Origin of the sequence: Methylobacterium sp. Leaf106, assembly GCF_001422895.1 — a bacterium.
GTDB lineage: Bacteria > Pseudomonadota > Alphaproteobacteria > Rhizobiales > Beijerinckiaceae > Methylobacterium > Methylobacterium bullatum.
In genome coordinates this window covers 1-21,876 of record NZ_LMNB01000014.1, presented here as the reverse complement: position 1 = coordinate 21,876, position 21,876 = coordinate 1, and the positions used below count along the sequence as shown (strand labels likewise).

At 65.2% G+C, this 21,876-nt stretch carries 18 protein-coding genes, 1 tRNA gene and 1 pseudogene; 3 read left to right on the top strand and 17 right to left on the bottom strand.

Going from position 1 to position 21,876, the window contains the following annotated elements; genetic code table 11:
* The 10 genes from ASF34_RS22765 to ASF34_RS11470 form a co-directional block, all read right to left on the bottom strand.
* Nucleotides 1–95, bottom strand: a 95-nt coding sequence (locus tag ASF34_RS22765; RefSeq protein WP_139221393.1) for a GTP-binding protein, incomplete at its 3' end; no start/stop codon positions are given.
* A gap of 63 nt (nt 96–158) precedes the next feature.
* Complete coding sequence (fusA, locus tag ASF34_RS11510; RefSeq protein ID WP_018044232.1) at nt 159–2,234, bottom strand: elongation factor G; 2,076 nt, start codon at nt 2,232–2,234, stop codon at nt 159–161.
* 30 nt (nt 2,235–2,264) lie between these two features.
* On the bottom strand, nt 2,265–2,735 hold the full coding sequence (gene rpsG / locus ASF34_RS11505) for a 30S ribosomal protein S7 (protein WP_018044233.1): 471 nt from the start codon (nt 2,733–2,735) through the stop codon (nt 2,265–2,267).
* 99 nt (nt 2,736–2,834) lie between these two features.
* Nucleotides 2,835–3,206 carry a 30S ribosomal protein S12 gene (gene rpsL / locus ASF34_RS11500; protein WP_018044234.1) on the bottom strand — a complete coding sequence of 124 codons (372 nt, stop codon included), beginning with the start codon at nt 3,204–3,206 and terminating at the stop codon, nt 2,835–2,837.
* 601 nt (nt 3,207–3,807) lie between these two features.
* The gene (rpoC, locus tag ASF34_RS11495; protein ID WP_018044236.1) at nt 3,808–8,016 is read right to left on the bottom strand and encodes a DNA-directed RNA polymerase subunit beta'; all 4,209 of its coding nucleotides are present in this window, start codon (nt 8,014–8,016) and stop codon (nt 3,808–3,810) included.
* A 175-nt stretch (nt 8,017–8,191) separates the two neighbouring features.
* Nucleotides 8,192–12,316 (bottom strand): DNA-directed RNA polymerase subunit beta, encoded by a 4,125-nt coding sequence (gene rpoB, locus ASF34_RS11490; RefSeq protein ID WP_018044237.1) that lies wholly within the window; start codon nt 12,314–12,316, stop codon nt 8,192–8,194.
* Between the two features lie 248 nt (nt 12,317–12,564).
* The gene (gene rplL, locus ASF34_RS11485; RefSeq protein WP_018044238.1) at nt 12,565–12,936 is read right to left on the bottom strand and encodes a 50S ribosomal protein L7/L12; all 372 of its coding nucleotides are present in this window, start codon (nt 12,934–12,936) and stop codon (nt 12,565–12,567) included.
* A gap of 57 nt (nt 12,937–12,993) precedes the next feature.
* Nucleotides 12,994–13,524 carry a 50S ribosomal protein L10 gene (rplJ, locus tag ASF34_RS11480; RefSeq protein ID WP_018044239.1) on the bottom strand — a complete coding sequence of 177 codons (531 nt, stop codon included), beginning with the start codon at nt 13,522–13,524 and terminating at the stop codon, nt 12,994–12,996.
* Nucleotides 13,525–14,083: 559 nt separating this feature from the next.
* Nucleotides 14,084–15,712 carry a B12-binding domain-containing radical SAM protein gene (locus ASF34_RS11475; RefSeq protein WP_018044240.1) on the bottom strand — a complete coding sequence of 543 codons (1,629 nt, stop codon included), beginning with the start codon at nt 15,710–15,712 and terminating at the stop codon, nt 14,084–14,086.
* A 164-nt stretch (nt 15,713–15,876) separates the two neighbouring features.
* Nucleotides 15,877–17,205 (bottom strand): aminotransferase-like domain-containing protein, encoded by a 1,329-nt coding sequence (locus tag ASF34_RS11470; protein WP_056161202.1) that lies wholly within the window; start codon nt 17,203–17,205, stop codon nt 15,877–15,879.
* A 465-nt stretch (nt 17,206–17,670) separates the two neighbouring features.
* On the opposite strand from ASF34_RS11470, the gene ASF34_RS11465 reads away from it, so the two are divergent.
* From ASF34_RS11465 to ASF34_RS22760, 3 genes are read left to right on the top strand one after another with little or no spacing between them, the layout of a single operon-like run.
* Entirely contained in the window at nt 17,671–17,922 is a 252-nt protein-coding gene (locus ASF34_RS11465; protein ID WP_244478971.1) for a rhodanese-like domain-containing protein, read from the top strand.
* 32 nt (nt 17,923–17,954) lie between these two features.
* Nucleotides 17,955–18,182, top strand: coding sequence for a hypothetical protein (locus ASF34_RS11460; protein WP_056161200.1), 228 nt, complete (start codon nt 17,955–17,957; stop codon nt 18,180–18,182).
* Entirely contained in the window at nt 18,179–18,322 is a 144-nt protein-coding gene (locus ASF34_RS22760) for a hypothetical protein (RefSeq protein WP_018044243.1), read from the top strand. The genes ASF34_RS11460 and ASF34_RS22760 overlap by 4 nt, the downstream gene beginning before the upstream one ends.
* Before the next feature lie 80 nt (nt 18,323–18,402).
* Here the strand turns inward: ASF34_RS22760 and rplA are convergent, their stop codons facing one another.
* The 7 genes and pseudogenes from rplA to tuf form a co-directional block, all read right to left on the bottom strand.
* Entirely contained in the window at nt 18,403–19,101 is a 699-nt protein-coding gene (gene rplA, locus ASF34_RS11455) for a 50S ribosomal protein L1 (protein ID WP_018044244.1), read from the bottom strand.
* Between the two features lie 12 nt (nt 19,102–19,113).
* Complete coding sequence (gene rplK / locus ASF34_RS11450; protein ID WP_018044245.1) at nt 19,114–19,563, bottom strand: 50S ribosomal protein L11; 450 nt, start codon at nt 19,561–19,563, stop codon at nt 19,114–19,116.
* Nucleotides 19,564–19,792: 229 nt separating this feature from the next.
* Nucleotides 19,793–20,326 (bottom strand): transcription termination/antitermination protein NusG, encoded by a 534-nt coding sequence (gene nusG, locus ASF34_RS11445; protein ID WP_018044246.1) that lies wholly within the window; start codon nt 20,324–20,326, stop codon nt 19,793–19,795.
* Nucleotides 20,327–20,393: 67 nt separating this feature from the next.
* Entirely contained in the window at nt 20,394–20,696 is a 303-nt protein-coding gene (gene secE, locus ASF34_RS11440) for a preprotein translocase subunit SecE (RefSeq protein WP_018044247.1), read from the bottom strand.
* A gap of 227 nt (nt 20,697–20,923) precedes the next feature.
* A tRNA-Trp gene (locus ASF34_RS11435) sits at nt 20,924–21,000 on the bottom strand.
* An 82-nt stretch (nt 21,001–21,082) separates the two neighbouring features.
* Entirely contained in the window at nt 21,083–21,625 is a 543-nt protein-coding gene (locus ASF34_RS11430) for an RNA 2'-phosphotransferase (protein ID WP_056161199.1), read from the bottom strand.
* Nucleotides 21,626–21,747: 122 nt separating this feature from the next.
* Nucleotides 21,748–21,876 (bottom strand): annotated as a pseudogene (gene tuf / locus ASF34_RS22250) (elongation factor Tu); the annotation flags it as partial.

The window sequence follows — 21,876 nt, the reverse complement described above, 5'->3', positions numbered from 1 at the left end:
ATCGCCGCCGTCAGCGACGTCTTGCCGTGGTCGACGTGACCGATCGTGCCGATGTTGCAGTGCGGCTTGGTGCGGGCAAACTTCTCTTTGGCCATCGTAGCCTCCGTAATCTCAGTGTTTCAGGTGATGCTGCTGCGGTCCGGAAAAGGCGGGAAGCCTTAAGCGTACTTCGCGACGACCTTCTCGGCCTCGCCGCGCGGCACCTCTTCGTAATGGTCGAATTGCATCGTGAAGTTCGCGCGGCCCTGGGAGAAGGAGCGCAGCTGGTTCACGTAGCCGAACATGTTGGCGAGCGGCACCATCGCGTTGATGACGTTCGCATTGCCGCGCATGTCCTGGCCCTGGATCTGGCCACGGCGGGAGTTCAGATCGCCGATCACCGAACCGGTATACTCTTCCGGCGAAACAACCTCGACCTTCATGACCGGCTCGAGCAGGACCGATCCGCCCTTCTGGAGGGCTTCACGGAGCGCCGCACGGGAAGCGATTTCGAAGGCCAGGGCCGACGAGTCGACATCGTGGTAGGCGCCGTCGATCAGCTCGACCTTGATGTCCACCACCGGGAAGCCGGCGAGGATACCGGCGCCGAGCACCGAGTTGAGGCCCTTCTCGACGCCCGGGATGTATTCCTTGGGCACCGTGCCGCCGATGATCTTCGACGAGAACTCGAAGCCCTTGCCCGGCTCGTTCGGCTCGACCACGAACTTCACCCGAGCAAACTGACCGGTACCACCGGTCTGCTTCTTGTGGGTGTAGTCGATCTCGGTGCGCTTCGTGAGCTTCTCGCGATACGCCACCTGCGGCTGGCCGATATTCGCGTCGACCATGTAGGTGCGGCGCAGGATGTCGACCTTGATGTCGAGGTGGAGTTCGCCCATCCCGCGAAGGATGGTCTGGCCCGATTCCTGGTCGGTGGAGACGCGGAAGGACGGATCCTCGGCAGCGAGCTTGGCGAGAGCGATGCCGAGCTTCTCCTGATCGGCCTTGGACTTCGGCTCGACCGCGATCTCGATGACGGGCTCCGGGAACTCCATCTTCTCGAGGATGACGGCGTCCTTCGGATCGCACAGCGTATCGCCGGTACGAGTTTCCTTGAGACCAGCCAGAGCCACGATGTCGCCGGTGAAGGCTTCCTTCACGTCTTCGCGGTTGTTGGCATGCATGAGAAGCATGCGGCCGACACGCTCTTTCTTATCGCGCGACGAGTTGATGACGTTGGCGCCGGATTCGACCTTGCCCGAGTAGACACGGCAGAACGTGATCGTGCCGACATGCGGGTCGTCCATGATCTTGAACGCCAGCATCGAGAAGGGATCGCTGTCGGACGGATGACGAACGGTCTCTTCCTCGGTCTTGAAGTCGAGGCCCTTGATCTCGCCGCGATCGGCGGGAGACGGCAGGTAGTCGACGACGGCGTCGAGCAGGGGCTGAACGCCCTTGTTCTTGAACGCCGAACCGCAGAGCACGGGATGGAAGGCGCGACGCTGGACGGCCGTGCGCACGAGGCGATGCATCGTCTCGGCATCCGGCTCGACACCGTCGAGATAGGCCGACATGGCATCGTCATCCATCTCGACGCAGGCTTCGACGAGCTTGATCCGGTATTCGGCAGCCTGATCGGCCAGGTCGGCCGGGATCTCGGTCTCCGAGAAATCGGCGCCGAGCTTCTCGGACGTCCAGACGATGGCCTTCATCTTGATCAGGTCGATGACGCCCTTGAAGGTCGTCTCGGCGCCGATCGGCAACTGCAGGCAGACGGGCTTGCCGGCGACGCGGTCGATGATGTCGGCGACGCATTTGAAGAAGTCGGCGCCGATCTTGTCCATCTTGTTGACGAACACGACGCGCGGAACGTCGTACTTGTCGGCCTGACGCCAGACGGTCTCGGTCTGGGGCTCGACGCCCTGGTTGCCGTCGAGCACGCAGACGGCGCCGTCGAGGACGCGCAGCGAGCGCTCCACTTCGATGGTGAAGTCCACGTGGCCGGGCGTGTCGATGATGTTCAGGCGCTTGTCGCGCCAGAAGCAGGTGGTCGCGGCGGAGGTGATCGTGATGCCACGCTCCTGCTCCTGCGTCATCCAATCCATCGTCGCGGCGCCGTCATGGACTTCGCCGATCTTATGGGACTTGCCGGTGTAGTAGAGGATCCGCTCAGTGGTCGTGGTTTTTCCAGCATCAATGTGAGCCATGATGCCGAAATTACGGTAGTCCTCGATCGCATGCGTGCGGGGCATCGGATTGCTCCTGAAAGGGTCCGGGGCCGCTTACCAGCGGTAGTGCGAGAAGGCGCGGTTGGCTTCCGCCATCCGGTGCGTGTCTTCCCGCTTCTTGACCGCGTTGCCACGGTTGTTCGCGGCATCGAGGAGTTCGGCCGAGAGGCGCTCGACCATGGTGCGGTCGTTGCGGCCACGGGCGGCCTGGATGAGCCAGCGGATCGCAAGAGCCTGACGACGCTCGGTGCGAACCTCGACGGGGACCTGGTAGGTCGCGCCGCCGACGCGACGGGACCGCACTTCGATCGCCGGAGCGACGTTCTCGAGAGCGGCGCGGAACACCTCGATCGGGTTGGCACGGGCACGGTTCTCGACGATGTCGAACGCGCCGTAGACGATACCTTCGGCGATCGACTTCTTGCCCTCGTACATGATGGAATTCATGAACTTGGTGAGCACGATGTCGCCGTACTTGGCGTCCGGGATGATCTCACGCTTTTCAGCAGAATGGCGGCGGGACATCGCTCGCTCCGTCTATAAATCAAGGTCTTGAAACCACCCCGCGCAGGCCACCTGAACCTCATGGAGGTCGGCGACATCCTTACGGGATGAGCGAAATTCTTACTTCGGGCGCTTGGCGCCGTACTTGGAGCGGCGCTGCTTACGACCCTTGACGCCCTGCGTGTCGAGCACGCCGCGCAGGATGTGGTAGCGAACACCGGGAAGATCCTTCACGCGGCCGCCGCGGATCATGACCACGGAGTGCTCTTGAAGGTTGTGACCTTCACCGGGGATGTACCCGATGACTTCGAAACCGTTGGTCAGACGGACCTTGGCGACCTTACGGAGAGCCGAGTTCGGCTTCTTCGGCGTCGTCGTGTAGACGCGGGTGCAAACGCCACGCTTCTGCGGGCAGGCGTCGAGCGCCGGCACCTTGTTGCGGCTCTTCTGCGCCTTACGCGGCTGCGCGATCAGCTGGTTGATCGTCGGCATACTCTGCCCTCTTCATTCGGACCGCTGAGACGCGATCCCATGTTCGGCTTCACGAGGCAGCCCGTCTCCGAGCTGTCGCGGATCTCGATAAGAAGATCCGCAAAACGAATATGCGCCATGGATCGGTGAGGACCCGTGGCGCGTGTTCGGCAGAGGATCACGCCTTGCAGCGCGCTCGTACCTACTGATCTGACAAGTACGTCAGTCGATGTGAGTGCCGGAACCGGATTAGCGATTGTCTTTCGGCCCGAGGGTCGCGACTCGCTATGTCCTGCTGTTGTGCCGGAGTGGCGTGCTTCTATGCGGGGGATGGCGGAACGTCAATCCCGAAGCACGATAAAGTTTGGTCTGACCGGCGGTTAACGCCCGATTATTGGCCCGCTGCGGAGTCGGGCGCCCAGTACAAGCGATGGATGGCAGGTTCGCCGCATCGGATCAAGGTCATGAGCACCGGCCGGAAGGCGGCCGCGATGGCGATTCCCGAGGGCTTTCCGCCGGGAAATTTACTTCGTCCTGGCATCGGCAAGATGGATTAGCGCAACGAAAAAGGGCGGCCATCGCTGGCCGCCCCTTTGTTCCTTCCGAACGCTGTCGTCGAAGATCACTCGGCGGCAGGCGGCAATTCGCTGAGGGGCTGGGCGCCACTCTCCGCTGCCTTCTGCTGCAGGATCATGGCGTCGCGACGCCGCGCCACGGCGCGGATGTCGGCTGCCATCGACCCAGTGCCCGCCGGAATGAGCGAGCCGACGATGACGTTCTCCTTCAAGCCCTCGAGATGGTCGACCTTGCCGTTGACGGCCGCCTCGGTGAGGACGCGGGTGGTTTCCTGGAACGAGGCCGCCGAGATGAACGACTTCGTCTGCAGGGACGCCTTGGTGATGCCCAGCAGCACCGGCACGCCCACGACGGGCTTCTTGTTCTCGGCGAGCAGCTTCTCGTTGATGTCCGCAAGCTCCGTCCGGTCGATCTGGTCGCCCGTCAGGATCTCCGAATCGCCGCCATCAGTGATTTCCACCTTCTGCAGCATCTGACGGACGATCACCTCGATGTGCTTGTCGTTGATGGACACGCCCTGGAGCCGGTAGACTTCTTGGATCTCGTTGACGAGGTAAGCAGCGAGCTCCTCCACGCCCTTGATCGCCAGGATGTCGTGCGGCGCCGGGTTGCCGTCGACGATGTAGTCGCCGAGCTCCACGACGTCGCCGTCCTGGAGGTGGATGTGCTTGCCCTTCGGGATGAGGTACTCGACCGCATCCGAACCGTCATGCGGCGTCAGCGTCAGGCGACGCTTGTTCTTGTAGTCGCGCCCGAATTGGATCGTGCCCGACTTCTCCGCGATGATCGCCGCGTCCTTCGGACGACGGGCCTCGAACAGCTCCGCCACCCGCGGCAGACCGCCGGTGATGTCGCGGGTCTTGGCCGAATCGGTGGAGACACGGGCGAGGATGTCGCCCGCCTTCACCGTGCCGCCCGGGTCGTAGCCGATGATGGCGTCCACCGGGAGGAAGTAGCGGGCGTCCGAGCCGCGCGGCAGCTTCATCGGCTTGCCGTCCTGGTCGAGGACCAGCATGGCCGGCTTGAGGTCGGCCGTGCGGGCCGTACCACGCCAGTCGATGACGACGCGCTTGGCGATGCCGGTCGACTCGTCGGTGGTCTCGGTGATCGACTGACCGTCGATCAGATCCTCGTAGGCCACGATACCGTCGGTCTCGGTGATGATCGGACGGGTATAGGGGTCCCACTCGGCGATGCGCTGGCCGCGCTTGACGGTGTCGCCTTCGTCCACCCGCAGGCGTGCGCCGTATTGCAGGCGGTGGACCGCACGTTCCGCTCCATCGGTGCCGACGATGACCACCGCCACGTTACGACCGGTGGCGATGAGATCGCCGTCGGTGTTGCGCGCGAGCGCCCGGTTGCGGATCTTGATCGTGCCTTCGAAGCTCGACTCGATGAAGGACGAATCCGCGATCTGCGCCGCGCCGCCGATGTGGAAGGTACGCATGGTGAGCTGGGTGCCCGGCTCGCCGATGGACTGCGCCGCGATGACGCCGACCGCCTCGCCCATGTTGACGGGCGTTCCACGGGCGAGATCGCGCCCGTAGCAGGTGGCGCAGACGCCGCTCTTGGTGGCGCAGACGAGCACCGAGCGGATCTTCACCTCCTGGATGCCGGCTGCCTGGATGGCGGGCAGGTGCTTCTCCTCGATCGTCTCGTTGGTCTTGACGATGACCGTACCGTCCTGAGCCACGAGATCTTCGGCCGTGGCGCGGCCGAGGATGCGGATCGACAGCGGAGCCACGACCTGGCCCGCATCGACGATGGCGCGCATCTTGATGCCGTTGGTGGTGCCGCAATCGACCTCACGGATGACGGCGTCCTGTGCCACGTCGACGAGACGTCGGGTCAGGTAGCCGGAATTCGCGGTCTTCAAGGCGGTGTCGGCGAGGCCCTTACGGGCTCCGTGCGTCGAGTTGAAGTACTCGAGAACGTCCAGGCCTTCCTTGAAGTTCGAGATGATCGGGGTCTCGATGATCTCGCCCGAGGGCTTGGCCATGAGTCCGCGCATCGCGGCGAGCTGCTTCATCTGCGCCGGCGAACCACGGGCACCGGAATGGCTCATCATGTAGATCGAGTTGATCTGCTTGTCGGCGCCGTTCTCGTCCTTCTGCACGGTGGAGATGCGCAGCATCATCTCGGCGGCGAGCTTGTCCGAGCACTTGGCCCAGGCATCCACCACCTTGTTGTACTTCTCACCCTGCGTGATCAGGCCGTCGTTGTACTGCTGCTCGTAGTCCTTCACCAGCGCGCGGGTGTCGTCCACGATCGGCCACTTGTTGTCCGGCACCACCATGTCGTCCTTGCCGAACGAGATGCCGGCCTTGAACGCGTGGTTGAAGCCCAGCGCCATGATGCGGTCACAGAAGATCACCGACTCCTTCTGACCGCAGTGGCGGTAGACGGTGTCGATCATCGCGGAGATCTCCTTCTTCGTCATCAGCTTGTTGACGACGTCGTAGGGGACCTTCTTGTGCAACGGCAGGGCCGTGGACAGGATCACGCGGCCGGGTGTCGTGTCGTAGGTCTGGGTCAGCGGCTCGCCATCGGGGCCGATGCCGTTCCACCGCCAGCGGATCTTCGAGTGCAGCTTCACGGTGTTGGCCGCGAGGGCGTGCTCGAGCTCGCCGATGGTGCCGAAGACACCCTGCATCGGGTTCTTCTTGTTGGTCGGATCGAAGGCGCCGATGGCGCCCTCGGCGACGATCGACAGGTAGTACAGGCCGAGCACGATATCCTGCGACGGCACGATGATCGGCTGACCGTTGGCCGGGTGCAGGATGTTGTTCGTCGACATCATCAGCACGCGCGCTTCGAGCTGGGCTTCCAGCGAGAGCGGGACGTGGACGGCCATCTGGTCGCCGTCGAAGTCGGCGTTGAAGGCCGCGCAGACGAGCGGGTGAAGCTGGATCGCCTTACCTTCGATCAGCTTCGGCTCGAACGCTTGGATGCCGAGGCGGTGGAGCGTCGGCGCGCGGTTGAGCATCACCGGGTGCTCGCGGATCACCTCGTCGAGGATATCCCAGACTTCGGGCTTCTCCTTCTCGACGAGCTTCTTGGCCTGCTTGACGGTGGCGGAGAAACCCTTGGCGTCGAGGCGTGCGTAGATGAAGGGCTTGAACAGCTCCAAGGCCATCTTTTTCGGCAGGCCGCACTGATGCAGCTTCAGCTCCGGGCCCACCACGATCACCGAGCGGCCGGAATAGTCGACGCGCTTGCCGAGCAGGTTCTGGCGGAAGCGGCCCTGCTTGCCCTTGAGCATGTCGGCGAGCGACTTCAGCGGACGCTTGTTGGCACCCGTGATGACGCGGCCGCGGCGGCCGTTGTCGAACAGCGCGTCCACCGCCTCCTGAAGCATGCGCTTCTCGTTGCGGATGATGATGTCGGGTGCGCGCAGTTCGATCAGCCGCTTCAGGCGGTTGTTGCGGTTGATGACGCGGCGGTAGAGGTCGTTCAGATCGGACGTGGCGAAGCGGCCGCCGTCCAGGGGGACGAGCGGGCGAAGGTCCGGCGGGATCACCGGAACCACGGTGAGGATCATCCATTCGGGCTTGTTGCCCGACATCTGGAAGGCCTCGATGATCTTCAGGCGCTTGAGGAGCTTCTTGGGCTTCAACTCGGAGGTCGTTGTGGCGATCTCCTCGCGGAGCGAGTTCGCGATCCCGTCGAGGTCGAGCTCCTGCAGAATGCGCCGGATGGCCTCGGCGCCGATCATGGCGGTGAAGCTGTCCTCGCCGTACTCCTCCTGGGCGCGCAGGTACTCTTCCTCGGAGAGGAGCTGACGCTCCTTGAGGGGGGTGAGGCCCGGCTCGATGACGCAGTAGGATTCGAAGTAGAGGATGCGCTCGAGGTCCTTGAGCGCCATGTCGAGCAGCAGGCCGATGCGGCTCGGCAGCGACTTCAGGAACCAGATATGGGCGACGGGCGCGGCGAGCTCGATATGCCCCATGCGGTCGCGCCGGACGCGGGCCAAGGTGACCTCGACGCCGCACTTCTCACAGATGACGCCCTTGTACTTCATGCGCTTGTACTTGCCGCATAAGCACTCGTAATCCTTGATCGGGCCAAAGATGCGCGCGCAGAACAGGCCGTCGCGCTCGGGCTTGAACGTGCGGTAGTTGATCGTCTCAGGCTTCTTGATCTCGCCGAAGGACCACGAGAGAATCTTCTCGGGGCTCGAGATCGAAATCTTGATCTGGTCGAAGCTCTGGGGCTGAGCCTGCTGGTTGAAAAGATTCATGACCTCTTGGTTCATGGATCAACTCCTGCTGACGGGGCGCACCCTCCGCCGAGGGGCTACCGCGTGCTGAAAACGTGAGGTCGGCGCAGTGACCGGTCGGGTCGCCGCTGGCCGTCGTCCCGGAAGGCGCTTCCCCTCCCCGCTCGGACCGCGCCGGCGAGGTGCCGGCGCGGGAGCGTATGGTGTGGTCTTACTCGGCCGCCTCGGCGGGCGGGTCGAGCTGGTCGTTCGCGAGCTTCTTCGAGGAGGTGAGCTCCACGTTGAGGCCGAGCGAGCGCATTTCCTTGACGAGCACGTTGAAGGACTCGGGGATGCCGGCCTCGAACGTGTCGTCGCCGCGGACGATGGCCTCGTAGACCTTGGTGCGGCCGGCGACGTCGTCCGACTTCACCGTGAGCATCTCCTGCAGCGTGTAGGCCGCGCCGTAGGCTTCCAGTGCCCAGACCTCCATCTCGCCGAAGCGCTGGCCGCCGAACTGCGCCTTTCCGCCCAGCGGCTGCTGGGTGACGAGGGAGTACGGACCGATCGACCGTGCGTGGATCTTGTCGTCCACGAGGTGGTGGAGCTTCAGCATGTAGATGTAGCCCATCGTCACCTTGCGGTCGAAAGGCTCGCCCGTGCGCCCGTCGTAGAGCGTCGACTGCGCCGAACGGTCGAGCCCGGCCAACTCCAGCATCGTCTCGATGTCGGCTTCCTTGGCGCCGTTGAACACCGGAGTGGCCATCGGCACGCCGCGGCGGACGTTGTTGGCCGCCTCCGCCATGTCGTCGTCCGAGAGGCCCTCCAGCTCCGACGGCGAGTAGATCGCCTCCATCTCCGCCTTGAGGGGCGCGATGTCGTTGCTGCGGAGATAGGCGTCCACGGCGAGCCCGACCTTGCGGCCGAGACCTGCCGCAGCCCAGCCCAGATGGGTCTCCAGGATCTGACCGACGTTCATGCGCGACGGCACGCCGAGCGGGTTGAGCACGATGTCGGCATGCGTCCCGTCTTCGAGGAACGGCATGTCCTCGATCGGCACGATCCGCGACACGACACCCTTGTTGCCGTGACGGCCGGCCATCTTGTCGCCCGGCTGGATCTTGCGCTTCACCGCGACGAAGACCTTGACCATCTTCATGACGCCGGGGGGCAACTCGTCGCCGCGCTGCAGCTTCTCGACCTTGTCGAGGAAGCGCTGCTCGAGGCGCTTCTTCGACTCGTCGTACTGCTTCTGCATCGCTTCCATCTCGGTCATGAGACGGTCTTCGACGACGGCGAACTGCCACCATTGCGAGCGCGGGTACTCGTTCAGGAGCTCACGGCTGAGCGTGGTCTCCTTCTTGAAGCCCTTCGGACCGGCGATCGGCGACTGGCCGATCAGGACGCCGGCAAGGCGGGCATAGGTGTTGCGGTCGAGGATCGCCTGCTCGTCGTCACGATCCTTGGCGAGACGCTCGATCTCCTCGCGCTCGATGGCCTGGGCGCGCTCGTCCTTGTCGACGCCGTGGCGGTTGAACACCCGGACTTCGACGATGGTGCCGGTGACGCCCGGGGGAACCCGGAGCGAGGTGTCGCGGACGTCCGAGGCCTTCTCACCGAAGATGGCGCGCAGAAGCTTTTCTTCCGGCGTCATCGGGCTCTCGCCCTTCGGGGTGATCTTCCCGCACAGGATGTCGCCCGCGTGGACCTCGGCGCCGATATAGACGATGCCGGCCTCGTCGAGGTTCTTCAGCGCCTCTTCCGAGACGTTGGGGATGTCGCGGGTGATTTCCTCCGGACCGAGCTTGGTGTCTCGGGCCATCACCTCGAACTCCTCGATATGGATCGAGGTGAACACGTCATCCTTCACGATCCGCTCGGAGAGCAGGATCGAGTCCTCGAAGTTGTAGCCGTTCCACGGCATGAACGCGACGAGCACGTTCCGGCCGAGCGCCAGCTCGCCGAACTCCGTCGACGGACCATCGGCGATGATCTCGCCCTTCTTCACCTGCTCGCCCACGCGGACCAGCGGCTTCTGCGTGATGCAGGTCGACTGGTTGGAGCGCTGGAACTTCTGCAGGCGGTAGATGTCGACGCCGGGCTTGTTGGCATCGGCCTCTTCCGTGGCGCGGATGACGATACGGGTCGCGTCCACCTGGTCGACGATGCCGGAGCGGCGCGCCGCGATGGCGGCACCCGAATCGCGGGCGACCACGGCTTCCATGCCGGTACCAACGAACGGCGCGTCGGCGCGGACCAGAGGCACCGCCTGGCGCTGCATGTTCGAACCCATCAGGGCGCGGTTCGCGTCGTCGTTCTCGAGGAACGGGATGAGCGCCGCGGCCACCGAGACGAGCTGCTTGGGCGACACGTCCATGAGATCGACGCGGTCCGGCGGCACGACGATGACGTCGCCGGCCCGACGGCAGACCACGAGGTCTTCCGTCAGCTTGAAGCTCTCGTCCATCTGGGCGTTGGCCTGGGCGACGTAGTACTTCGCCTCTTCCATCGCCGAGAGGTAGGAGACCTCCTTCGTCACCACGCCGTCCTTCACGCGACGGAAGGGGGTCTCGATGAAGCCGTATTTGTTCACCCGCGCGAAGGTGGCGAGCGAGTTGATGAGACCGATGTTCGGGCCTTCCGGCGTCTCGATCGGGCAGATGCGGCCGTAATGGGTCGGGTGCACGTCGCGCACCTCGAAGCCGGCGCGCTCACGGGTGAGACCGCCCGGGCCAAGCGCCGAGAGGCGACGCTTATGCGTCACTTCCGAGAGCGGATTGGTCTGATCCATGAACTGTGACAGCTGCGACGAGCCGAAGAACTCACGCACCGCGGCCGCGGCGGGCTTCGCGTTGATGAGGTCCTGCGGCATGACCGTGTCGATATCGACCGAGGACATGCGCTCCTTGATAGCGCGCTCCATGCGCAGGAGACCCAGGCGGTACTGGTTCTCCATGAGCTCGCCCACCGAACGCACACGGCGGTTGCCGAGGTGATCGATGTCGTCGATCTCGCCCTTGCCGTCGCGCAGATCCACCAGCGCCTTGACGACCGCGAGCATGTCCTCGCGGCGCAGGGTGCGTACGGTGTCCTCGGCGTCGAGGTCGAGACGCATGTTCATCTTCACGCGGCCGACCGCCGAGAGATCGTAGCGCTCGGAATCGAAGAACAGCGAGTGGAACATCGCCTCGGCGGTGTCGAGCGTCGGCGGCTCGCCGGGACGCATGACGCGGTAGATATCGAACAGCGCGCCTTCGCGGGACGAGTTCTTGTCCACGGCGAGGGTATTGCGGATGTAGGGACCGACATTGACGTGGTCGATGTCGAGCACGGGGAGCTCGGATACGCCGACCTCTTCCAGGCTCTTGAGGAGCTTGTCGGAAATCTCGTCGCCGGCCTCGGCCCAGATCTCACCGGTCTTCGGGTTGACGAGATCCTCGGCGATGTACTGGCCGATCAGATCCTCGTCGGTGGCCTTCAGGAACTGAACGCCGCGCTCGCTGATCTGGCGGGCGTTGCGGGCGTTGAGCTTCTTGCCGGCCTCGAGCACGACCTCGCCGGAATCGGCGTCGACCAGGTCGACGGACGCCTTGAAGCCCTTGAGACGGTCGGCATCGAACGGAACCCGCCATTCGGCGCCGTCGCGGTCGTAGATGACGCGGTTGTAGAAGGTGGAGAGGATCTCTTCACCGTCGAGGCCGAGCGCGAACAGCAGCGAGGTCGCCGGCAGCTTGCGCTTCCGGTCGATACGCACGTGCACGATGTCCTTGGCGTCGAACTCGACGTCGAGCCAGGAGCCGCGATAGGGGATGATGCGGGCGGCGAACAGGAGCTTGCCCGACGAATGGGTCTTGCCCTTGTCGTGATCGAAGAACACGCCCGGCGAACGGTGCATCTGCGAGACGATGACACGCTCGGTGCCGTTGACGATGAAGGTGCCGTTCTCCGTCATCAGGGGCATGTCGCCCATGTAGACGTCCTGCTCCTTGATGTCCTTGACGGACTTCGCCCCGGTATCGGGGTCGACATCGAACACGATGAGGCGCAGCGTCACCTTGAGGGGAGCCGCGAAGGTGATGCCGCGCTGGCGACACTCGTCGACGTCGTATTTCGGCTGTTCGAACGTGTACTTGACGAATTCGAGGAGCGCGGTCGCCGAGAAATCGGAGATCGGGAAGACCGATTTGAACACGGTCTGCAGGCCTTCGTCGCCCCGTCCGCCTTCCGGCTCGTCCATCATCAGGAATTGGTCGTAGGATGCCTTCTGAACCTCGATGAGGTTCGGCATCTCGGCGACTTCCTTGATCTTGCCGAAGAATTTGCGAATGCGCTTGCGACCGACCAGCGTGTTGGCCATGGGTGACCTCGCTCCTACGTCCCGCGTACCGGGTGCCCGGGGAAGGCTTTATGCCTCCCGCGACCAGGCGATGAACCCGTCCCGCCGGACCAAGCCCACCCGAAATGAAATGCCGCCGGTCCGTTCCAGGACCGCCCGGTCGCTTGAAGCGACCTTAGCCCACGGGTCGGAGACCCGCGGGCGTCGGTGCCGGCCGGCCCCGATGGGACCGACCGGAAGTGACGGGCCTGATTTGGCCCATCGGCAACTTACTTGAGCTCGACCTTGGCGCCGGCCTTCTCGAGCTGGGCCTTGAGCTTCTCGGCCTCTTCCTTGTTGACGGACTCCTTGACAGCCTTCGGAGCGCCCTCGACGAGGTCCTTGGCTTCCTTGAGGCCGAGGCCGGTGATCGCGCGGACCTCCTTGATGACCTCGATCTTCTTGTCACCGGCGGCGGTCAGGAGAACCGTGAACTCGGTCTGCTCCTCGACGACGGCGGCCGGGCCAGCGGCCGGACCGGCGACGGCGACGGCAGCAGCGGCGGAGACGCCCCACTTCTCTTCGAGGAGCTTGGCGAGGTCGGCGGCTTCGAGAACGGTCAGCGAGGACAGGTCGTCGACGAGCTTGGCAAGATCAGCCATTGTATTCTTCCTTTGGATATCGGTTTGAACGGATGGTTTGTGAAGGACGAGGCGGCGTCAGGCCGCTTCGTCCTGAGCCGCGTCCTTGGTGGCATAGGCTCCGAACACGCGAGCCAGCTTGGCAGCCGGAGCGTTGACGACCTGAGCGATCTTGGTCGCGGGAGCCTGGATGAGGCCCACGATCTTGCCGCGCAGTTCGTCGAGGGACGGGAGCGACGCGAGCGCCTTCACACCGTCCGGGTTCAGAGCGGTCGTTCCCATGGCGCCGCCGAGGATCACGAGCTTGTCGTTACCCTTGGCGAAATCCACCGCAACCTTCGCAGCCGCGACCGGATCGCTCGAATAGGCGAGCAGGGTCGGACCCTTCAGGAGGGGCTTGATGGAGGCGACGTCCGTGCCATCGAGAGCGATGTTGGCGATGCGGTTCTTGGTGACCTTCACGGTGGCACCGGCCAGCTTCATCTGCGCGCGCAGCTTCTGCATCTCGGCGACCGTGAGGCCTTTGTAGTGGGCCACGACGACGACGGACGTGTTCGCAAACACGCCGTTGAGCGTCGAGACGAGATCAGCTTTGGCTGTCCTGTCCACTGGGGCTCTCTCCGGTTGGCGGGTCCCTCTCGGGGAGGGGCCGCCGGTTGCACATGCCGCCCGGAACGGAACTCGGCTCAGCGAGAAGCCGGAACGTCCTAGACGACGCTTCACGGCCCTGTCCCCTGACATCCTCCGGAACGGTGGACGGCACGGGCGAGATGGTTCAAACCGATACCTGCCTGCGCCGCGAATCGCGGTGCCGAGAGGGTGTTGAATTCGGTCTTCCCCGTCTGTGCAGGCTGGGGAATTAAGCCGGTTGCCCGGCGCCTGCAGTCTCGGACAGGACATGGCCGGACAAGGCTTAAAGGGGCTGTTCGCCCCTCAAAGCCTTCCGGCCATTATCGTCTGGTCGCCCAGACGAATTCGCATGTCGGATATCGACCGATTGGTCGAATCCTTTCCAAGTGTGAAAAACGTTGAGCGGGGTCTATAGGCCCTAGCAAGCGCCCTGCCAAGTGCTCCAGGCGAAGAAATCCGCCGTGCCTGTACGATTTTGGTTGACGGGATTTCCTCCCGCCTCTGCGGCAGGAGGATCTTCGGGCGCTGAGGTAAGTCCCTACGTCGGCAGGAACTTACGCGCGGCCTGCCACCAGGGCGTGCGGGCATTCTCTAGCTTCTGATCGGCCTTGGCCGCGTAGAAGGAGGCGTTGTGTTCGCCTCGTAGGGCCTCGCGGGTGAAGCGGATCAGGTGGTGGGCGACGAAGCCCATGTTGAAGACCGCCTCGATCTGCCCGCGCTTCAGGGCATGGCCCGCCGCGCGCCAGAACACGCCCCGGTAATCCGACAGGATTCCCACGCGCAGGGCGATGTTGAAACCGAGTACGAGGCCGCGCCGCAGGTTCGTCCGCGTGAGCTTGCCCCTGGTGGGCGTCTTGATCCGGTGCGGATAGGTCCGCTCCACCTGATAGCGGAAGCGCGCGAACAGGTTCTCCGGCTCGTAGGCGTGGGCGATGGCCCGGCGCCAGCTCGCCACCACGTCGTCGTGCGGGCGCTTGAACAGGACGTTGGATTCCAGCGCCGCGTCGTGGGTGAGGCGCCCCTCGCGGGTCAGCCTGTCCCAGAGCGGTGTCTTCGGCAGGGCCTGAAGCAGGTTCATCGTCAGCACCGGCACCGCCGACTTGTCGACGAAGTCGATGAGCTTCTGCTCCGAGCCGTCCGTCTCGGTGTCGAGGCCCAGGATGATGCCCGAGGTGACTTCGAGGCCGAAGCTGTTGAGCGTCTCGATCGCCTCGTACATCGGCACGGCGGCGTTGTGCTTTTTGTCGATGCCCGCCAGCGCGTCCTCTTCCGGCGTTTCGATGCCGACGAAGACGGTCATGAAGTTCGCCTGGCGCATCAGCTCCAGGATGTCGGGCTGCTTGGCCATGTTCAGGGTCGCCTCGCAGGCGAACTGAAGCGGGTAATGATTCTTCTTCTGCCACTCCACGAGGTGGGGCAGCATGTCCTTCGTGGCCTTGCGGTTGCCGATGAAGTTGTCGTCGACGAAGTACACGACGGCCGGATGGCCCGGCTGCGAGATGATCGCGTCGAGCTCGCCGAGCATCTGCTCCGGAGTCTTCAGGCGCGGCTGCCGGCCATAGAGCTGCGGGATGTCGCAGAACTCGCAGCGATAGGGGCAGCCGGACGAGAATTGCAGGGAGCCGATGAGGTAGCGCTTGAGGGGGGCGGCCTCGTAGGCCGGCGCCGGAAAGTCCGAGAGCGGAAGGCGCTCCTTGGTTTCCAGGCGAACCTGGCTCGCCGGGATCGACACGTCGCGGTCGAGGATCGACACGAGCTCGTCGGTGGCGTCGCCGATCTCGCCGATATGGAGATAGTCGAACTCCGGATATTGCTCGGGCGATCCGGAGACCGAAGGGCCGCCCAGCGCCGTCACCTTACCGGCCGCATGCGCCCTGGCGTAGATGTCCCGAATCTGGGGGGCCTGGATGTGCATGCCCGACACGAACACCGCATCGGCCCAGGCGAAATCGTCCGGCCCGGCCCGTTTGATGTTCTCGTCGATGAACCGGTATTCCCATTCCTCCGGCATATAGGCCGCGATGAGGAGGAGACCCTGCGGTGGCATGAAGGCCTTCACCCCGCCCATTAACGGGTAGGCATGGGCGAACGTCCCGAAGGACGGCGTGTAGGCGGGAAAGACGCACAGGATGCGTCGATTGGAGGTGACGGAGAGGGTGCATCGCATGGCGGCATTCCTAGCACAGACAGGTGCGGAGGCGTCACCCTCGCGTGTTGATTTCTTGACCCTTTCTGGGATGGATCTCGCCCTGCCGCGTAGCCGGGGAGGAGCCTTCGCGCGCGTTTGACGCAGGCGCGAGATGCGCCTCGGGTCCGCCGACCGTGTGGATCTCACTCCACCACGGAATCGTCCTCGTCGAGTGCCAGGCGCCGCAGCGTCTGAAGTGCGGTCTCGAGCCGCTCGAAGGGCGGTGAGCCGAGCGCGAGGCGCACCCCGTTCTCCGGCACTGCCGGATCGACGGCGAAAGCGCTGGCCGGCGACACCGCCACGCCATTGCGCGCCGCGGCGCCCGCATAGCGTTCCGCCGTCCAATGGGGAGGGAGGGATAGCCAGAGGTGGAACGCCCTCGGGTCGCCCCGGACGTCGAGGCCGCTCAGCGCTTCCCGGGCCGCGCTCTGGCGCGCTGCCGCGTCCGCCCGCTTCGCCTTGCCGATCCGGCTCGCCGTTCCGTCGTTCATGAGATGAAGGGCCACCGCCAGGGGGAGTCCGCTCGCGGTCCAGCCTCCCGTGCGGATCGAGCCCGCGAGCCGTTGCGTGAGATGGGGCGGCCCGGCGACGAAACCGAGGCCGAGGCCCGGAGCGAGGCGCTTCGACAGGCTGTCGACGACGATCACCCTCTCGGGTGCCAGGGCGGCCAGGGGCTCCTCGTCACAGAGGAACCCGTACACGGCGTCCTCGATGCAGACGAGGTCTTGTCTGCCGAGGAGCGATGCTATGGCGCGCCGGCGATCCGCGCTCATGGTTTGGCCGAGGGGGCTTTGCAGGACGGGCTGGAGGTAGAGGGCGCGGAGGGGGGCCTCGCGATGAGCCCGCTCGATGGCGTCCGGGATCACCCCCTCCGCATCCATCGCGAGGGGAACCAGTTCGACGCCGAGCCGGGCCGCGAGGCCCTTGACGATGGGATAGGTCATGGCCTCGACGCCGATCCGATCGCCGGGCTGCGCCAGGGCCGAGATCGCCGCGGCGATGCCCTGGCGTCCGGCCCCGGTGAACAGGACGGTCTCGGGGTCGGCCGACCACCCTCCCCGCGCGAAGAAGGCCGCCGCCCCGGCGCGCGCCGGCTCCTTCGCGCCCGGCCGGACCGGCGAGAACGCGGCTCGGAGCCTGGCCGGTTCGAGCAGGGCGCCGAGGCTGGCGCTCAGCTCCGCCGCCTGATGGGGCAGGATCGAGAAGACGTGCTCGAGATTGATGAGTCCGGTCTCGGAGACCGGCAATGCTGCCGCGGCGGAGGCCGAGGCGCGGATGAAGGTGCCGCGTCCGACCTCTCCGGTGATCAGTCCGCGCCGCGACAGTTCCGCATAGACACGGCTCGCGGTGGAGACGGCGATCCCGCGTTCGAAGGCGAACTGCCGTTGCGTCGGCATCCGGCTCCCCGGCGCCAGGCGCCCCTGGGCGATGTCCGCGGCGATCCCCTCCGAAATCGTCCGATAGTCTGCCACGCGCGCATTGCTCCGAGTACAATGATTTGATTGATTCGATTCAATTTCGGATCAATAGGAGTGGGCGACCCGATGGAGGTGACCCGATCATGCCGATATCCGACAATCTATCCGCTAGCGTGCGACCTCTCGCGAGGCCGTTCGACTCTCTCGGCCACCCTAACCAGCGCTTTCCCGCGAGAGCAATCGCTCTCCTGTCGATCTGGTACAGTAGGGCGGCCGGGCGGCGTACAATTCGCGAATTGACCTCGGAACAAATGAAGGCGCTCGATCTCGATCCCGTCGCCCTGCGTGCTGAGGCTTCCAAGCCGTTCTGGCGTGCATGAGCACGGACGCGAATGCCCAGGCGGAAAGTCGGGCATTCGCCCGCAGAGTCCGAAGGGGTGTGGTCAAGTTTCGGGGCATGACCTGCCGATGTGCAAGCTCAGCCGCGATGCGACGACTCTTCCTCGCCGGAGCGCGCCCGTGTCCTCCAGAACCCTTCTTGCCGCACGTATGGCTCTGGCCGCCCTGGCCCTGCCGATGGTCGGGCCTGTGGCGGCTCACGCCACCGAGCCGAAACAGAGCGAGGCCGGCCCCCTCGTCTCCACCGAATGGCTGGAGGCCAACCTCGCCTCGCCGAAGCTCCGGATCGTCGACGTCAGCGTCGAGCCGGGCGTCTACGAGCGCGGGCATGTGCCCCGCGCACAGAACGTCCTCTGGCATACGGACCTCTGATCGGGACTGCATTCCTGGTCGCGGCCCTGCAGATGTCGGGCGATCCCGGCGGTAAACGGCTCGCGCTGTCCCTGACATTCGGAGCTTTGTTCGGCTTCGTGCCGCAACACTTGCGCTTCTTCTGCTTCTGCCTGTGGCGCGACCTCATCGATCGGCGTGACCCGCGCGGGGCCCTCGGCATCCTCGCCGTCCTGGCCGCGGGGGCGGTCGGCTACAGCGTGGGTGCCTGGTCGGAGCGGCGTGCGGCTGGGGCGCGATGACCGGTCTCGGCTGCAGCGTCGGCACGCTGCTGTCCGGGATCATGGCGGGTGCCGCATCGGGCTGGCTCTTGGGCGCGGCGAGGTTCGCCGGGCTCACCGCGACGCTGCTGGCGGGCCGGCGCCTGTCGCTGCTGCCATAGACAACCAAAGCGCCCCGCCAAAAGAAAACGCCCGGCCTTGAGAGCCGGGCGTTGTCATATCCTTACGTGAGAAGCGCCGATCAGGCGGTCAGCACGGTCGAGGGCTCGACCCGCACGCCCGGGCCCATCGAGGACGTCACGGCGACGCGCTGGATGTAGGTGCCCTTGGCGCCGGCGGGCTTGGCCTTGGCCACCGCGTCGGCGAACGCCTTGATGTTCTCGACGAGCTTGGCTTCGTCGAACGAGACCTTGCCGATGCCGGCATGGACGATGCCTGCCTTCTCGACGCGGAACTCCACCGAACCGCCCTTGGCGCCGGCGACCGCGGACTTCACGTCCATGGTGACGGTGCCGACCTTCGGGTTCGGCATCAGGCCGCGGGGGCCGAGCACCTTGCCGAGACGGCCGACGAGGGGCATCAGGTCCGGGGTCGCGATGCAGCGGTCGAACTCGATCTTGCCGCTCTGGACGATCTCGAGCAGGTCCTCGGCGCCGACGATGTCGGCACCGGCGGCCCGGGCCTCGTCGGCCTTGGCGCCGCGGGCGAACACCGCCACCCGCACCGTCCGGCCGGAGCCGTTGGGCAGGTTGCAGACGCCACGGACCATCTGGTCGGCGTGGCGCGGATCGACGCCGAGATTCATCGAGACCTCGACGGTCTCGTCGAACTTGGCGCTGGCCTTCTGCTTCACCAAGGCGATCGCCTCGTCGATGGTGTAGAGCTTGAGCGCGTCGATGCCCTCGCGGGCGGCGCGGATGCGCTTGCCTTCGTGTGCCATTGTGCCCTCCCCTTAAGCGACGACGTCGAGGCCCATGGCCCGCGCGGAGCCACGGATCATGGCGACGGCGGCGTCAACCGAGTCGCAGTTCAGGTCGGGCATCTTCTTCTCGGCGATCTCGCGAAGCTGAGCTTCGGTGACCTTGCCCACCGTCGGGCCCTTGCCCGGGGTCTTGGAGCCGGAAGCCGGCTTCTTGCCGATCTTCAGGCCTGCCGCCTTCTTGAGGAAGAAGGTGACCGGCGGCTGCTTCATCTCGAAGGTGAAGGAGCGGTCCTGGTACGCCGTGATGACGACCGGGATCGGGGTGCCCTTCTCGATCTGAGAGGTCTTCGCGTTGAAGGCCTTGCAGAATTCCATGATGTTGAGGCCACGCTGACCGAGCGCGGGGCCGATGGGCGGCGACGGGTTCGCGGCGCCGGCCGGAACCTGAAGCTTCACGTAGCCCGTGATCTTCTTTGCCATAGGGACTGCTCCCAAATGTAGGCTCGCCGCCCGGCTGCCTGGAGCACGGACGGGGCGAGCGGTTGCAGGTCGCGGTGCGGTCCGTGGATCCCGGCGGCAAACCGGGCGGACCTCCCGCGTGTGACACCGTGCGGGGAGTGACCCCGACGGCCATTTTCACGCTCGGCTTGGCACCGCGCGGAAAAGCTGAAGACCGGTCAGTCGCGACCGACCTCGAAATTCGAAAAAATCAGATCTTCTCGACCTGGGCGTATTCGAGCTCCACCGGGGTGGCGCGACCGAAGATCGACACGGCGACCTTGAGGCGCGAACGGCTCTCGTCGATTTCCTCGACGGTGCCGTTGAAAGAGGCGAAGGGACCGTCGGCGACGCGGACGGTCTCGCCGATCTCGAAGGAGATCGAGGGCTTGGGACGATCGACGCCCTCGGCGACCTGACCCTTGATGCGCTCGGCTTCGGAATCGGGAATCGGCACCGGCTTCGACTTGTCGGCGCCGAGAAAGCCGGTGACCTTGGGGGTGTTCTTGATGAGGTGGTAGACCTCGTCGGTCAGATCGCACTTCACCAGCACGTAACCGGGGAAGAACTTCCGCTCGGCGTCGACCTTGCGACCACGGCGGACTTCGACGACCTTTTCGGTCGGGACCATGACCTCGTCGAACAGCTCCATCAGCCCGCGCTGAGCCGCCTGATCCTTGATGGACTGGGCGACCTTGTTCTCGAAATTCGAGTAGGCGTGGACGATGTACCAGCGTTTCGACACGGTTCTCACCAAATCCTGACGTCGGTCTGCCCGGTCGCGACGACGCGCCCAGGGAGACTCAGTTGTTCTAGGCGCCGACCCCGAGGATCAGGGTCACGATGTAGCGCAGGGCCTGGTCAACGACCGTGAAGAAGATGCTCGCCACCACGACCATGATGAACACCATGATCGTCGTGACGGTGGTCTCCCTGCGGGACGGCCACGTGACCTTGCGGCCCTCGTCGCGCACCTGGGACAGGAACTCGGCCGGGCCGACGCGCTTGGGCGCGGGCCGCACGGGCGGGGTCGCCCGAGGCGGCGTCGGCGTGGCGGAGCCGCGCTGCGGGGTGCGCGCCAGGTCCGCCTTCTTCGTTGCTTCGTTCGATGCCATTGATGCCAACAACAGGGAAAATCGGCTCTGACCGGAAAGCGGGCCGGTGCGGAAGCTCTGGTCGAAGCCCGCACCGAACACAGTCACCGATCTCGGAGTGCGAACGCTCTAGCGCAAGTCCCGGGTCTTGTCGACCGTCGCGGACATATCGACAGAGAGCGGGAAACACGCTCCGGTTCGACACCCCCGACGGGAGGCCGTTCCGGCATTGCGCTTAAGGAAAACACTGGCAGGAGTGGAGGGACTCGAACCCGCAACCTCCGGTTTTGGAGACCGGCGCTCTGACCAGTTGAGCTACACTCCTACGCGGGACGCTCAATGCCCGATCATTTCCGCCGGCGCAAGAGCCCAAGTCGTGCCGCCGCGGAAATTGCGATGGTGCAGCCTCACGGTTCCTCGAAACGGCCGAGATGGGCCGGCGGCACATGCCCGACGAGCCAGACACCGTTGTCCGCACGGTAGAAGTGCGTGCCGGCCCGCCACATGTTCTGCGCGGCGACGGTGAGGACGGCCGGTTTCCCGTGCCGCTGGCCGACGCGGCGGGCGGTTTCCGCCTCGGCGGAGAGATGGACATGGTTCCTCGCGCCGGGTCTGAGGCCGTCGGCCAGGATGGCCGGAACCGCATGGATCGCGGTGCCGTGGAACAGGATGGGCGGCGGTTCGCAGGGAGCGATATCCAGGGCGATCTCGACGGAATGCCCCTGGGCCGCCCTGATCCGCGAACCGTCCGGCGACAGGGTGAAGCGCTTCTTGTCACTCGTGGCGACGATCTCGTCGAGGGTGGCGCGATCGATGGCTGTCCCGGACCGGAGGGCGGCCGCGAGCAGGGTGTCGATGTCGACCCACCCCTGACGATCCAGGGTGATCCCGATCGCATCCGGGGCATGCCGCAGCACGTAGCTGAGAAACTTGCTGGTTTCCTTGCTCACGGCGGGCTCCCGTTTCCCGGTGGCGTTCCGCTCAAAACGAAAGAGCCGGCGCGAAGCCGGCTCCTTCGGGCATGACAGGTGGGGTGAGCCGCGTCGCCGAAACGGCGCGGCCCTCCGCGCTCTCAGTCGTTGATGGCTGCGACGACGCCTGCGCCGACGGTGCGACCGCCTTCACGGATGGCGAAGCGGAGCTTCTCTTCCATGGCGACGGGGACGATGAGGGTGACGTCCATGGTGACGCTGTCACCGGG